Source organism: Pseudothioclava alba (assembly GCF_033100795.1).
Lineage (GTDB): Bacteria > Pseudomonadota > Alphaproteobacteria > Rhodobacterales > Rhodobacteraceae > Pseudothioclava.
The window spans coordinates 15,669-28,802 of record NZ_JAWLVI010000012.1; the positions used below are offsets into that span (position 1 = coordinate 15,669).

The following is a 13,134-nucleotide window of genomic DNA, read 5'->3' on the forward strand; positions in this document are numbered from 1 at the left end:
CCCATTAATCGGCTTGAGAACTTGTTGGCTGTGTGATTCACGCTCCCGAACTGATGGGGGCATTATGAGCACACTTTTCTGGCTGACTGATGAGCAGATGGCACGGCTTCAGCCTTTCTTTCCAAAGAGCCACGGCAAACCTCGGGTCGATGATCGGCGTGTCTTGAGTGGAATAATCTTCATAAATCGCAATGGCTTGCGATGGTGCGATGCGCCCAAGGAATATGGCCCACACAAGACGCTTTACAACCGCTGGAAACGCTGGAGCGACATGGGGGTGTTCGGCAGGATTTTCGAAGGATTGGCCGCAGAGGCGGCGGTGCAGACGACGATCATGATTGATGCGACCTACCTCATCGACACGTAATAGCGGTAGAGCTTGCCGCGCTTCTTGGTCGCGGTCGGGGTCATGGCCGCGCCGGTGTCGGTGAAGATCAGGCCCTTCAGCGGCGCGGGCGTCTGCATGCGGCTGTTGCTGGACCGCGCGTGGCGGTTGCCCTGCAGGATCGCGTCGACCTGATCCCAGACCTTGTCGGTGACAATGGCGTCGTGTTCGCCGGGATAGGCCTTGCCCTTGTGGACGGCCTCGCCGCGATAGACGCGGTTCCGAAGCACCCGGTAAAGGTAGCCCTTGTCGATCAACGTGCCCTGCTTGCTGCGAAACCCCTCCCGTCGCAGTTCCTTCGCCAGCATCGTGGCCGAAGCGACCCAGCCGTATTTCATATGCGTGCCCGCAAGATATCGATCTGGGCTTTCAGCAGTCTCAGTTGCGCATTGTGCCGCGGCATAAAGAACTGGTTCAGGAAGACCAGAAGGAGGGATATGGGCGAATTCATCTTGCCGGGCTCCACCACGGCGTTTAAAAAATGTCGCTATGTCAACGTGATGGGGTTCGCTTACATTTTGGCACCCCGCTCAGGGAAGCAAAAAATGCTGCGGCCAGTTGATGGCTGCCATCAGGCCGGGGCAGGGGGCATGTCAGGGCCTTTGCGCTTCTGTCGATCCTCTCGATTGCGATGCCGCAGGCTGTTGAGCTGCGCCACAATACTCTCCCGATCAGCCGCAAAAACGTCACGCAGCGTTTCGCTCAAACGCGCACTGGCTGCCTCTGACACGGGAGAGAGTTAGCGGCCAGGTTGGCTCCCTCCGGGAGATTCTCAACATTCAGAAAGGCGGCAGCCATGGCCTATAAGGTTGGAACCACCATCGTCATCGACGACAGCGGCAATGTGGATTGGTCGCGCATTGCCAACAAGCCCGCCATTGGTGCGGGGACACTCACCTCCGTGACTGTTGTGAACAGCGCGATCACCGGAGGCGCCTATGTCGCGGGAACAAGCGGCACGAATATTGTTTACAATTGCTACATCGACAGTCTCTCGGGCGGTGGCACGGCGGGGGATGTCACGGTGACGGGGGTCCGTAAGGGCTTCAACTGCAATTGCAATTGCCGGTGCTGAGATGGAGGTGCGCGCGACAACACTTGAGCTCTGGCCCACGCGGGTCAGCTTTTTTGAAACCCCGCCTGACTGGGAGGTGAACCGGCTTCTGGCCGAGGAGGCAATTGCGGCGGCGGGGCTCGGGGAAACTGCAAAACCGCCCAGCGCCGCGAAACGCCGGGTGCGGGGTATTCTGGATGGCAGCGCAGTAGGGCAAGCGTTGAAGGCGCATCTCTTCGCCTGTGCGCGGGCGGGGCTTGGGGACTGGGCCGCATACCTCGACCCCCACCATTGTGAAAACCGTGCGCTGGTGATGCAGCCCGGCGCCTTCATTTCAACGCATAAGGACAGCCGGGAGGGCGATCTGGCCTGCGTCCACTTCCTGACTGGCGGTGGCGCGGGGCAGCCAGTGAACAGCGTCGGCAATCCGCGCTTCGTGATCGAGGACCCATCGCGGTACTTTGATGAGGGGCGGCTGCCTTATGAGAGCCGCCATGGCTTCTCGGTCAACCCGCGCCCGGGGCTTTCGGTCTTCTTCCCCTCCCATATCCCCCACAACCAGCACCCCTATGAGGGCAGCGCACCCCATGTGCAGGTCGTCGCGAACTTTCGCGTTACCCTGCCCAGCGCGATCGAAGAAAGGCTTTTTGACTGATGTGGTTTGATATGACCTTGGAAGCGCGGGATGGCAGCCGACAGACCGTGCGCTACAACCCCCATACGTCGGAGTGTGAGGGGCTGCCGTTGCCGGTCGAACCGGGAATTTTCGCGCCGATCCCGCGCGTAGCCAAAGACAAACCGCTCGGCAAATCTCGCGCGCCCCGCGTGCTGAAAATCCAGCTCGGGCTCTCGTGCAACTATGTCTGCAGCTATTGCAGCCAGGCCTTCCAGATCGCCGATGCCACGGTCTCGAAGCTGGCCGATGTCGAGCACTTTCTGACCCAGCTCGACAGTTGGATCACCGACGCCCCGGAAAAGATCGAGCTTTGGGGCGGCGAGCCGTTTCTGTACTGGGCCAAGATCAAGCGGTTGGTGCCGGCGTTGGCTGAGCGCTTTCCGGCGGCGCGCTTCTCGATCATCACGAATGGATCGCTCCTTGACCGCGAAAAGCTGGATTTCATCGCGCAATACGACATTGAAATCACGATCTCACACGACGGGCCTGGTCAGCATCTGCGCGGGCCGGATCCGTTCGACGATCCTGACCAGAGCCACTGGATCCAAACCCTGCTGGCCGAGCGCCCCGAAAAGACCGGGTTTAACGCGGTTCTGACGCGCCAGCATCATGACCTTCGGGCCCTCAAGGCATGGTTCGCCGAAAAAGTCGGGCCGGACATCTTCGTCGGGCTCGAGGGCGTCGTAAATGTCTATGACGCAGCGACCGCCATCGGGACGGGGCGGTTCGAGCCTGCCGAACTGAACAGCCTGACGCGGTCGATCTTCGAGGCGCTGGCAGAGGACCCCAACGCCTTTGGCCTCGGCGAGCGCATCAACGAATTCTATTCTTCGATTCAGCGTCGGCGGCCCATCGAAGCGCTTGGCCAAAAATGCGGGATGGACAGCCCCGACGCCATTGCCGTCGACCTGCGCGGGAACGTCATGACTTGTCAAAACACCGGTGCGAAGGGGGCGCACAAGATTGGCCATGTTGCCGACTTTGACGCCATCGCGCTCGATACCGCGACGCATTTTGCCTTCCGGGACGAATGCATGTCATGCCCCGTCGTTCAGCTCTGCAAAGGGTCCTGCATGTTCCTCGAGGGGGAGTTCTTCAAGCAGAGTTGCGCCAACGAGTTTGCCTTCAACATGGGGGTCATGATGGCGGCGGTCTGGCATTTGACGGGGATGAGGGTGGTTGGGGTGGAAGGGATTGCCGGTTGCGGCGCTGCTGATCATTGACTGGTTGGTCCAGCGGATTCTCCCCTTATCGCAGCCCTGAGCACAAACGTGACGTTGGCGGCTCAATCCGCTTGAAGCATAAGGAGGGTGCGGCGTTTGACATCGCCATGGCGAACCACGACCCAGTGGCCTTCGAGGCCGCGGCGCGCGAGGTCGGGTTCCTCGGCTTCGGCTTCTATCCGCGCTCGGGGTTCATCCATGTGGACCTCGGCCCCGCACGCCAGTGGGGCGAGCGTTTCCCGGTCCGAGCGACCGCATTCGCAGCCGAGGCGCCGCCCGCCCGCGAGGTGCTGGCCGACAGCCGCACGATGAAGGGTGGTGGCACGGCGGGCGTGGCGACGCTGGGCGCGGCGGGCGTCGAGGTGGCACAGGGCGTCCTGGCCGAGACGCAATCCGCCATCCTGCCGCTGGTGCCGTATCTCGACACTCTGCGCTGGGTGTTCATCGCGGTGGCACTCTGTGGCATCGCAGTCACCATCTATGCCCGCCTCGACGACTGGCGCCGGGGGCGGCGGTGACTGCCGTCCTCCTAGGCAGGATCACGGCCAGCCCGTGGGTGTGGGGGGGCGCTGCGCTACGGAGCCTTCCTTCTCGCCGGGCTCATGTTCCTGCTCGCGCGCCGGCGGTCCGGCGCGCGAAGCACGATCTCCCCCATAAGGAGTTGGATCGGCAAGTTCTGCGGCAAGGGATTTCCCGCGAATTCCTGCGTATTTACGTTGTTCGCCAATTTTGAAAAGATCGAGCGGCGCAAGGGCCTCGAACAAACAGGTGGCACAAACTCTTTGGAAACCAGTGCCCGACAAGCCGCAGGAGCATGCCAAGGGGAGTGAACCATGTGCATATCGGCAACCGTGAGCTTCGGCGCTGCCGCCGTCCTTATACCGCTTGGCGGGCTTGCGCTGCGGCATGCCTGCACGACGGACCGGCGTTATCTGGTGTTGGCCTCGTTTCCCGTCATGTTCGGGGTGCAACAGATATCCGAGGGTCTGGTCTGGTTGAGCCTGGATGATCCGGACGGGCATTTTTCGCTCGGCGCCGCAATGGTCTTCCTGTTCTTCGCCTATGTCGTCTGGCTGGTGCTGGCGCCGCTTGCGGTGATCCCGCTCGAACACCGGAAAGACCTGCGGCGGGCTTTTCTGGGAATCCTGCTGTTCGGCGCGGTCTTTGGCCTGTCGCTGTTCCTGCCGCTTCTGGCCAGCCCCGACCGGCTCGGAGTCGATGTCGTTCACGGCTCGCTCCTCTACGAGACGCGCCTGATCTATGGCAGCCTGGTTCCGAGCGCGGTCCTGATAGCCATCTATGCCTGCGTCGTCTGCCTACCGCTCCTGACATCCTCGGCACCCGGCGTGCGACCGTTCGGAATCCTGGTCGCCGCCTCGATGCTGCTTACCATGCTCTTCGCGGGCTATGCCTTCAAGTCGGTCTGGTGTTACCTTGCCGCCATCAGCTCAGCTTATCTCGCCTTGATGATGTGGCGGCTTCCTAAACTAGCGCAGCGCCGGGTCTTCGAGGCGTGACCACAGCGCCGCGCCGATCACGGGCGGCACCGGGCGCCTATCGGCCAGTTTTCGCGCCGCGCATGGCATGGGATCGGGACTGCCCGCGCTTCAGGTCGCAGATGCCGTTTGCTGAGGGGCCGTTTCGCCCGATCCCGGCCTGATGCCGAACATCAGCGCGTAGATCACCGGCACCGCCACCAGCGTCAGCACTGACGCGAAGGCAAGCCCGCCCATGATGGTGACGGCCATCGAGGCGAAGAAGGCGTCCGGCAGGAGCGGGATCATGCCAATGATCGTCGTTCCCGCGGCCAGCACCACCGGCCGGAAGCGGCTGACCGAACCGGCGATGATCGCCTCGGCCCGGTCGCCGCCCTCGGCGATGCGGGCGTCCATTTCCTCGACCAGGATGATGGCGTTCTTGATCAGCATTCCCGACAGGCTCAGGAGGCCCAGAAGGGCTGTGAAGGTGAACGGCAGGCCCGAGACCAGCAACCCCAGCGCCATGCCGGTGATCGACATTGGCACCACAAGCCACAGGATCAGCGGCTGGCGCACCTTGTTGAACAGCAGCACCGAGATCACCACCATGACGAGGAATCCCAGCGGCAACTGCGTGCCGAGCGAGGCTTGCGCGTCCGAGGACGCCTCGTATTCACCGCCCCATTCCATCCGGTAGCCTGACGGCAACTCCATCGCCTCGATATCCGCGCGCACGGCCCGGAACGCCTGATCGGCGTTGAGGTCCGGCACGGAACCGCCAAGCACGGTGATGGTGCGCTCGCGGTTGCGGCGATGAATGGCGGCCTCCTGCGCCACGACGTCGATGCGCTCGACGACCTGGGTGAGCGGCACATACTGGTTGCCCGCCGCGCTCCAGACCAGCTGGTCGTGCAACTGCTCGCTGCTGCGGCGCTCGTGCTCCGGCACCCGCAAGATGATCGGAAGCTGGGTATCGCCCTCGCGGAAGGTTCCGGCACGCACCCCGGATGTCGCATAAAGGATCGTGTCTGCAATGGCCGAACGGGTTACACCGGCGACGCGGGCGCGCGTTTCGTCCACCACCGGCTCGATCACCAGTTCACGTTCGCGCCAGTCGGTGCGAAGGTCCATCAACGCGCCGGACCTGCGAAAACGTTCCTGCGCCTCGGCGGCCAGATCACGCAGCACCTGCGTGTCCGGTCCCGAGAAGCGCACCGCGACATCCGCACCCGACGGCGGGCCGAAGGCCAGTTGCTCGAAGCGGACCTGACCTTGCGGAACGCGTCCTGGCAGGTCCGACAGCCGCTCGATGATCTGCGGGATCATTGCGGCGTCGGCCGCGCGCACGATCAGTTGGCCATAGGACGAATCGGCCTGTTCGGGGCCATATGTCAGCATGAAGCGCAAGGCGCCGCGCCCGACCAGCGTGGTCACGCCCACCACGTCCGGATCGGCAAGGACCGCTTCTTCCAGCGCGATCATGTCGCGTTCGGTCGCGCGGATATCAGCCCCGCGCGGCAGGTTGTAATGCACATAGAAAAGCGGCGTGGTGGAGGCCGGAAAGAACGCCTGTTTCACGTTGCCGAAGGCGACAAGGGACCCTGCCGTGATCCCGACCATCATCAGCACCACAAGCCATCGCGCGCGCAACGATCCGCGCAAAAGCCAGCCATAGGCCCGGTAGACGACGCCGCGATAGGGGTCTTTTCCCGCCGCGTCCCCATCCGATCCGCGCAGCAGCCATGCCCCCATCAGCGGCGTGACCGTCAGCGCCAGAACCCACGACAGCAAAAGCGATATCGCGATCACGGCAAAAAGCGAGAACAGGAATTCGCCCGTGGCATCCGGCGACAACCCGATCCCCGAGAAGGCCATGATGCCGATCACGGTGGCCCCCAGAAGCGGCACCGAGGTCGCATCCGATGCCTCGCCCGCGGCCTCCTCGGCGGATTTGCCGCGCTGCATGCCGATCACCATGCCCTCGGCGATGACGATGGCATTGTCCACCAGCATCCCCATGGCGATGATCAGCGCGCCAAGGCTGATCCGCTCCATCTCGATCCCGAACGTGGCCATGAAGAACACCGTCCCCAGCACGGTCAGCCCCAGCGTGGCCCCGACCGTCAGACCCGCGCGCCAGCCCATCGTCAGCATCAGCGCGCCGATCACGATGGCGACCGACAGCGCCAGCCCGGTGATGAAGGAGGATACCGCCTCGTCCACCACCCGGTGCTGCTCGTAGATCGGCAGGATCTCGATGCCTGCGGGCAGCGCCTCGGCGACGTCGCGCAGACGCGCCTCGACCCGTTCGCCTACGGCGACGACATTCTCGGTCTGGATCGCCGATACGCCCAGCGTAAAGGCCCGCACGCCGTCGTGGCGGATGATCTGCTGCGGCGCCTCGGCTTCGCGGCGGTCCACATGCGCGACATCGAGCACCGAGATCTGCTCGACGCCGCCCACACGCCCCACGCGCAGCGCCTCGATCCCGGCGACGCTGTCGAACCCGGGCAAAAGCAAGGTGCGCAGCCGAGCATCGTCGGCACGGATCTCGCCCCCTTGCAGAACCGTGTTTTCGCCACTCAGAAGGCCCAGAACCTGATCGGGTGGCAGGCCCAGCCGGGACAGCCGGGCCGAAGGCACTTCGACCATCACCACCTCTTCGGGCAGGCCCAGCGTTTCCACCTTGGCCACACCTGGCACCGTCAACAACTCGCGTCGCAGGCGACGGGCGATCTCGCGCTGGTCGGACGGGCTGTAGCCGCTGGCGGTGACGGCATAATACAGCCCGAAGACATCGCCGAAATCGTCATTGACCTGCGGCGCCCTCGCCCCGTCCGGTAGGTCGCCCCCGGCGTCGCCCAGCCTTCGGCGCAGCTCGTCCCAGACCTGCGGCATCTCGTCGGGGCCATAGGTATCCTTGATTTCCACGGTGATCTGGCTGAGGCCCGGCATGGATTTCGATTCCACCCGGCGCAGCTGCGGCATCTGCTGGATCGCGCTTTCCAGCACCTCGGTCACTTCGCGCTCGACGTCCTCTGCCGAAGCGCCCGGATAGGGTGTGAAGACCAGCGCGGTCTTGAGCGTGAAGCCCGGGTCTTCCAGACGCCCGACATTGGCAAGCCCCCAGAGACCGCCGATCAGACAGCCAATGATGAGCAGGGAAATCGCAACAGGGCGGCGAATGGACCAGACGGCAAGGTTCATGGCGCGACCCCGATCAGAACATGGCCGGGCGCACCAGCACCCCGTCGCGCATCTGCCACCAGCCTGCAGCCACGATCCGCGCACCAGGCGTCACGCCGGACAGGACCGGGATGCGGTCGCCCTGCGGCAGGCCCAGGCTCACCTCGCGGGGATGGGCGCGGCTTTCCTCGTCGACGACCCAGACGCGCGGCGCCGCACCGCTGAAGGTGTCGACGGCCGACACCGGCACCATGACCGCATCGACCCTCTGACGCGGGCGAAGCTCGACGGTCGCGGTCATGCCCGGCAGGATGCGCGGGTCGGGCTCGCGCAGGGCGAATTTTACGGCATAGGTCTGCGCCACCGGGTCGGCCTCGGTCACGAAGCGCGCCAGATCCAGCGGCATCGCCGCGTCGGGAAGGGCGGGGAACCGCGCCACCGCCTCGTAGTCTTCCGGTGCAGTGCGGGCTAACACCGCCAGATCCTCGGGCAGCGAAATCGCGACCATCAGCGTGCTGACGTCCTGCAGGCGCAACACCGGCACTGCCGGGGTCACGTTGGAATAAGTCTCGATCAGGCGCCGGGCGACGATGGCCTCGAAGGGGGCAGAGATGCGGGTTTGTTCGAGTGCGCGCTGCGCCTCGGCGACGGCGACCTCGGCCTGCCGCAACTCGGCGCGCGCCCGGTCGAGCTGCGCGCGCGGCGCCGCCGCTCGTTCGACCAGCTCGGACACCCGGGCCTCCTCGCTGCGGGCCAGATCGACCACCGCTTCGGCCCTCTCCAGGGCGAGGCGGAAATTCACGTCGTCCAGCGTGGCGATAAGTGTGCCTGCTGCGACGCGCTCCCCCTCGGTGGGGCCGATCTCGACGATCTGTCCGCCGATCTGGAAGGCGATGTCCACGGTCCGCTGCGCCTCGACCCGGCCGATGAAGCTGCGCGCGGCAAGCCCATCGCCGGCCTGCACCACCTGCATGGGCACCGCGACGGCGGCCTCGGTCGGGGGCGCACCTGCGTCTTCCTGCTGGGCCAGGGCGTTCATGTTGGTGAACCACGCGGTGCCGCCCAGCCCGATGAGTGCGATGATGACTGCGAGAGCGATAGAGAGGCGTTTCATGTGGCAGGCTCCAGATCTTCGATCATGGTTTGAATACGGGTGAGGGTCGCCTTGCGCAGGGCCGGATCGGCGGGTGGCAGGCGCATCAGATGCTGGAACCGCAGCCCGTCCAGCGCCGCCAGAATGACCAACGCGCTTGCCGGGTCGGCAGTCTCTTCCAGAACACGCCCGGTATAACCCTCGATCAGGCGGTTCACCGGCGTCATCAGCGCGGGGGCTTCCGCCGCGGCAATCATGATCGCCATGGAGATGTCGGGATCAAAACGCTCGAAATGGCCGAAGGCGCCGACGAGGGCGCGCAGCGTCGGGTTTGGCTGCCCGGACGCGGCATCGCGGAACTCGAAGAAACTCTGTTCGAAAGCAGCAATCATCTGGTGCATGAGACCTTCAAGCAGCGCCAGCTTGGAGGGAAAGTTGTAGAGAACGCCGCCTTTCGACATGCCAACCTCGCGCGCGACGGCCTCGATCGTCAGACAGCCCGGGCCGTCACGCGCGACCACGGCACGGGCGGCGTCTAGGATCTCGTCATGGGCATTGCGCGCGCGCATTCCATCTCCGGGGCTGGCGTTCCGACCATTTGGTCGGAAACCGACCGATTGGTCATATAGATGCTGCGTCGCAGAAGTCAAGCTGATCCCGGTCGACGTCGACGTCGACGGCAAACCAGGTTGGAGAGATCAGACCATGGCGCCGATCGTCCGCCGGAACCGCGCGAGCGCGATGGCAAAGAGGATCGCGCCGATCGCCGCAAGTGCGAGGAACTGGGGCCAGACGATGCCGATGCCCGCGCCGCGATAGAGGATCGCCTGGGCCAGCATCACGAAATGCGTGTCGGGTGCCGCCAGCATGAGGGTCTGCACGGCGAGGGGCATGCTCTCACGCGGGGTCACGCCGCCCGAGAGCATCTGAAGCGGCAGGAGCACGAGGACGAGCAGCAAGCCGAACTGCGGCATGGACCGGGCGAATGTGGCCAGCATGATGCCGAGCGACGTGGTGGCGAACATGTGCAGCGCCGCCCCGCTCAGGAACAAAAGGACCGACCCCTCGACCGGAACGCCGAGCAATCCCTGCACCACGACACTCAGCGAGGCGGCCGAGGCGAGGAGGACCACGGTCCCCATGGACCAGACCTTGACGATCATGATTTCCAGCGGGGTGACGGGCATGCTCAGCAGGTGCTCGATCGTGCCGCGCTCGCGCTCGCGGATGAGCGCGGCACCCGCCAGGATGATCGACAGCATCGTGACATTGCTGATGATCTCCATCACCGAGCCGAATCTCGCGTTGTCGAGTTCCGGGTTGAAGCGCGCCCGCAGCACCAGATCGACGGGCAGATTAGCGTCGCCGCGGTGACGGTTGGCGAATTCCTGCACCTCCGCCGTGACAATGGCCTGGACATAACCGCCGCCGCTGAAGGCCTGGGTGATGCGCGTGGCATCGACATTGAGCTGGACCACCGCCGGCTGAGCGCCTCGTTGTAGGCTGGCCAGTTCCGGGTCTTGTAGGTCGGGGGTATCGGTCTGCTCATGCAGCCCAGCTACCACGCTGGATTCACAAGATGAATCCCCTCAGACCATTTGTGCAACATGTGTAACCGCCCCATGCGCAAGAGGGGTTTTTCGGAGCTGGTTCTGGCGCGTCATTGGGTGCTGACATGTGTCCGGCCTCTGTTGCGGCCATGTATATGCCGCGGGCCCGTATGGTGTTTGCAGGTCGGGTCCAGATCAAAGCCGCGTGCTCGAAGGCACTCTGTTGCACCCTGGGTTTCCCGATCCCGTCTCACGACCGTTGCGCCAAACTTGTCCTTGCCCTCTTTCGCTCCGACGTCCTCGCGACCGACGACCGGCTTATGCCGCCGCGGCCGGAGACCGGTAGACGCCGCCCTTGGCCATCAAGGCCCAGACGATCCGCGCCATCTTGTTCGCGAGGGCCACTCGAACCAGAATCGGTGGCTTGCGCTTGAGCATCTCTCCCAGCCAAGTGCCGGGCTGGGCCGCGGCATGGACATGCCGTTCGATGATGACGCTGTTGGCTCCAATGATCAGCAGCCGTCTGAGGGATCGCTCACCCATCTTCGTCGTAGCCCCGAGCCTCTGCTTGCCGCCGGTGGAATGCTGTCTCGGCGTCAGGCCGAGCCACGCGGCGAAGTCGCGCGCCTTGCGGAATGTCTCCGGCGGCGGAGCCAAGACGGCGATGGCCGTGGCGATCAAGGGACCGATGCCGGGCACCGTCATCAACCGGCGCGCAATTTCGTTCTCTTTGGCACGCCGGGCGATCTCGGCATCAAGCTTGCTGATCTCCGTCTCCACATGGGTGAGGGCACCGACCAGAACCTTCAAGGTCGCGGTGGCATCGGCGGGCAATCCGCTTTCCAGGTCCTCCACGATGGAGATCAGCCGCGCGGTGTTGGCTGCGCCTTGCGGCACGGTCTGCCCGAACTCGCCCATATGGCTGCGCAGCGCGTTGATCATCTGCGTGCGCTGCCGGATCAGCAGCTCGCGGATCCGGAAGACCATCGCAGCCCCCTGTGTCTCTTCACTCTTCACAGGCACGAACCGCATCGTGGGACGCTGGGCAGCCTCGCAGATCGCCTCGGCATCGGCTGCGTCGTTCTTCTGCCGCTTGACGAACGGCTTGACATAGGCGGGCGGGATCAACCGCACCTCATGCCCGAGCTTCCCGATCTCGCGGCCCCAGAAGTGGGCGCCCCCACATGCTTCCATGGCAACGACGCAGGGTCGCAGCTGACTGAAGAAGGCCAGAACCTGATCCCGTCTCAGCTTCTTGCGCAGAACTACCCGCCCCGAAACATCAGCGCCATGCGCCTGAAACACATTCTTCGCAAGGTCGAGCCCGACCGTGGTAATCTCAAACATGACCGTCCTCCTATGTGGATCCTCGCAGACCCACCTTGGCACATCGATGCCGTCGGGGGGCGGTCACATCATCAGAGCCAGCGAACGCCCTTCTGACCGTCGCGCAGATCGCAGGCGGGATCGTTTCGGGCAGTCTCGCGCTGATCGCGGATGAGCTGCACAACTTCTCGGATATGGCGTCGCTGGTGATCGCTTTCGCAGCGCGCAAGATCGCGCGGAGGCCTGCGGACGAGCGGATGACCTTCGGATACGGCCGGATCGAGATTGTCGCGGCACTGATCAACTACACGACACTCATCCTCGTCGGCGTTTATCTGATCTACGAGGGCGGTATGCGCATTATCGATCCGCCCGAGATTCAGGGTTGGACCGTCGTGATCCTCGGCGGCGTGGCGCTCGTGGTCGACGCTCTGACTGCGGCGCTCACCTGGTCCATGCAGAAGGGCAGCGTGAACATCTGCGCGCTCTTCCTGCACAACCTCTCGGATGCGCTAGCCTCGGTCGCCGTGATCGTCGGCGGCACGCTGATCATTCTCTACGACCTGCGCTGGGTCGATCCCGCAACCACCATCGGAATCGCGCTGTACATACTGTATCTCGCACTGACCGAGATCGGCGGCCCGATCCGGACACTGATGCTGGGCAGCCCGCCGGATATCGACAACTCGGCCGTGATCGCCGCGATGCGGGACGTGGACGGCGTTACGGATGTCCACCGCGTGCACCTATGGCAGATGCAGGAACACGAGGCGGCGCTCGACTGCCACGTGGTCGTCGCCGAAGATGGATGGACGAGAATTGAGGCCATCAAGGGCAAGATCAAAGCACGACTGAGCGAACGCTTCGGCATCGCTCATTCCAGCCTCGAATTCGAGAATGAAAGGAACGCCCACACCAACGCCAACCTCTACGGTCACGGTAGTAATGGCCATGAATGATCAGGAGGACGAATTGACGGAAGAACGATATTATCTTGCACCTTCATACACTTAAGCGCAGGGCAGGCAGTGTCAGCTTGGTGGAGATGGGGTGGATGCCGCTCTCCCCAAACGGCATCGCAATGTGCCAAGCTTGGGATGTTTACGCACAAGCTACAGGAGAGGGCATCCGTGGAACAGGTTACAATCATCGGCGTTGATCTT

12 protein-coding genes and 2 pseudogenes are annotated in these 13,134 nt (G+C 63.9%); 8 read left to right on the forward strand and 6 right to left on the reverse strand.

Annotated features, from left to right (window positions below):
* Positions 1-64 precede the first annotated feature (64 nt).
* Positions 65-355: pseudogene (locus RYZ20_RS15555) on the forward strand (transposase); the annotation flags it as partial.
* Here RYZ20_RS15555 and RYZ20_RS15560 read toward each other — a convergent pair.
* Positions 349-723 carry a recombinase family protein gene (locus RYZ20_RS15560; protein WP_317675105.1) on the reverse strand — a complete coding sequence of 125 codons (375 nt, stop codon included), beginning with the start codon at positions 721-723 and terminating at the stop codon, positions 349-351. The pseudogene RYZ20_RS15555 and the gene RYZ20_RS15560 sit on opposite strands and share 7 nt — an antisense overlap.
* A gap of 458 nt (positions 724-1,181) precedes the next feature.
* Between RYZ20_RS15560 and RYZ20_RS15565 the strand changes: the two genes are divergently transcribed.
* The 6 genes and pseudogenes from RYZ20_RS15565 (at position 1,182) to RYZ20_RS15590 (ending at position 4,855) form a co-directional block, all read left to right on the forward strand.
* Positions 1,182-1,460, forward strand: a complete 279-nt coding sequence (locus RYZ20_RS15565; RefSeq protein WP_317675107.1) for a hypothetical protein — start codon at positions 1,182-1,184, stop codon at positions 1,458-1,460.
* 1 nt (position 1,461) lies between these two features.
* Positions 1,462-2,094, forward strand: coding sequence for a hypothetical protein (locus RYZ20_RS15570; protein ID WP_317675109.1), 633 nt, complete (start codon positions 1,462-1,464; stop codon positions 2,092-2,094).
* Complete coding sequence (locus RYZ20_RS15575; protein WP_317675111.1) at positions 2,094-3,338, forward strand: radical SAM/SPASM domain-containing protein; 1,245 nt, start codon at positions 2,094-2,096, stop codon at positions 3,336-3,338. Before RYZ20_RS15570 ends, RYZ20_RS15575 begins: the two co-directional genes overlap by 1 nt.
* A 20-nt stretch (positions 3,339-3,358) precedes the next feature.
* A pseudogene (locus tag RYZ20_RS15580) lies at positions 3,359-3,856 on the forward strand (YcbK family protein); the annotation flags it as partial.
* 84 nt (positions 3,857-3,940) lie between these two features.
* Positions 3,941-4,168 (forward strand): hypothetical protein, encoded by a 228-nt coding sequence (locus RYZ20_RS15585; RefSeq protein ID WP_136340468.1) that lies wholly within the window; start codon positions 3,941-3,943, stop codon positions 4,166-4,168.
* A gap of 3 nt (positions 4,169-4,171) precedes the next feature.
* On the forward strand, positions 4,172-4,855 hold the full coding sequence (locus RYZ20_RS15590) for a DUF6629 family protein (RefSeq protein WP_173495904.1): 684 nt from the start codon (positions 4,172-4,174) through the stop codon (positions 4,853-4,855).
* 90 nt (positions 4,856-4,945) lie between these two features.
* Here RYZ20_RS15590 and RYZ20_RS15595 read toward each other — a convergent pair whose 3' ends face one another.
* The 5 genes from RYZ20_RS15595 to RYZ20_RS15615 all read right to left on the reverse strand — a co-directional run bounded on the left by RYZ20_RS15595 (position 4,946) and on the right by RYZ20_RS15615 (position 11,992).
* Positions 4,946-8,023: an efflux RND transporter permease subunit gene (locus RYZ20_RS15595; protein ID WP_317675114.1), complete on the reverse strand. Its 3,078-nt coding sequence runs from the start codon at positions 8,021-8,023 to the stop codon at positions 4,946-4,948.
* Positions 8,024-8,036: 13 nt separating this feature from the next.
* Positions 8,037-9,116, reverse strand: coding sequence for an efflux RND transporter periplasmic adaptor subunit (locus RYZ20_RS15600; RefSeq protein ID WP_173495903.1), 1,080 nt, complete (start codon positions 9,114-9,116; stop codon positions 8,037-8,039).
* Positions 9,113-9,664, reverse strand: coding sequence for a TetR/AcrR family transcriptional regulator (locus RYZ20_RS15605; protein WP_136340464.1), 552 nt, complete (start codon positions 9,662-9,664; stop codon positions 9,113-9,115). The genes RYZ20_RS15600 and RYZ20_RS15605 overlap by 4 nt, the downstream gene beginning before the upstream one ends.
* A gap of 129 nt (positions 9,665-9,793) precedes the next feature.
* Positions 9,794-10,573: an ABC transporter permease gene (locus RYZ20_RS15610; protein ID WP_317675117.1), complete on the reverse strand. Its 780-nt coding sequence runs from the start codon at positions 10,571-10,573 to the stop codon at positions 9,794-9,796.
* Between the two features lie 390 nt (positions 10,574-10,963).
* A complete protein-coding gene (locus tag RYZ20_RS15615) occupies positions 10,964-11,992 on the reverse strand; it encodes an IS110 family RNA-guided transposase (protein WP_136340448.1) in 1,029 nt (342 codons plus the stop codon).
* Between the two features lie 35 nt (positions 11,993-12,027).
* Here RYZ20_RS15615 and RYZ20_RS15620 point away from each other — a divergent pair, with 35 nt between their 5' ends.
* A complete protein-coding gene (locus RYZ20_RS15620; RefSeq protein ID WP_173507528.1) occupies positions 12,028-12,930 on the forward strand; it encodes a cation diffusion facilitator family transporter in 903 nt (300 codons plus the stop codon).
* Positions 12,931-13,134 lie beyond the last annotated feature (204 nt).

Bases quoted from the DNA above. Each gene is read 5' to 3' on its own strand.
- RYZ20_RS15575 (WP_317675111.1), top strand. From the start codon at position 2,094: ATGTGGTTTGATATGACCTTGGAAGCGCGGGATGGCAGCCGACAGACC.
- RYZ20_RS15605 (WP_136340464.1), bottom strand. From the start codon at position 9,664: ATGCGCGCGCGCAATGCCCATGACGAGATCCTAGACGCCGCCCGTGCC.
- RYZ20_RS15615 (WP_136340448.1), bottom strand. From the start codon at position 11,992: ATGTTTGAGATTACCACGGTCGGGCTCGACCTTGCGAAGAATGTGTTT.
- RYZ20_RS15595 (WP_317675114.1), bottom strand. From the start codon at position 8,023: ATGAACCTTGCCGTCTGGTCCATTCGCCGCCCTGTTGCGATTTCCCTG.
- RYZ20_RS15565 (WP_317675107.1), top strand. From the start codon at position 1,182: ATGGCCTATAAGGTTGGAACCACCATCGTCATCGACGACAGCGGCAAT.
- RYZ20_RS15600 (WP_173495903.1), bottom strand. From the start codon at position 9,116: ATGAAACGCCTCTCTATCGCTCTCGCAGTCATCATCGCACTCATCGGG.
- RYZ20_RS15590 (WP_173495904.1), top strand. From the start codon at position 4,172: ATGTGCATATCGGCAACCGTGAGCTTCGGCGCTGCCGCCGTCCTTATA.
- RYZ20_RS15560 (WP_317675105.1), bottom strand. From the start codon at position 723: ATGAAATACGGCTGGGTCGCTTCGGCCACGATGCTGGCGAAGGAACTG.
- RYZ20_RS15585 (WP_136340468.1), top strand. From the start codon at position 3,941: ATGTTCCTGCTCGCGCGCCGGCGGTCCGGCGCGCGAAGCACGATCTCC.
- RYZ20_RS15570 (WP_317675109.1), top strand. From the start codon at position 1,462: ATGGAGGTGCGCGCGACAACACTTGAGCTCTGGCCCACGCGGGTCAGC.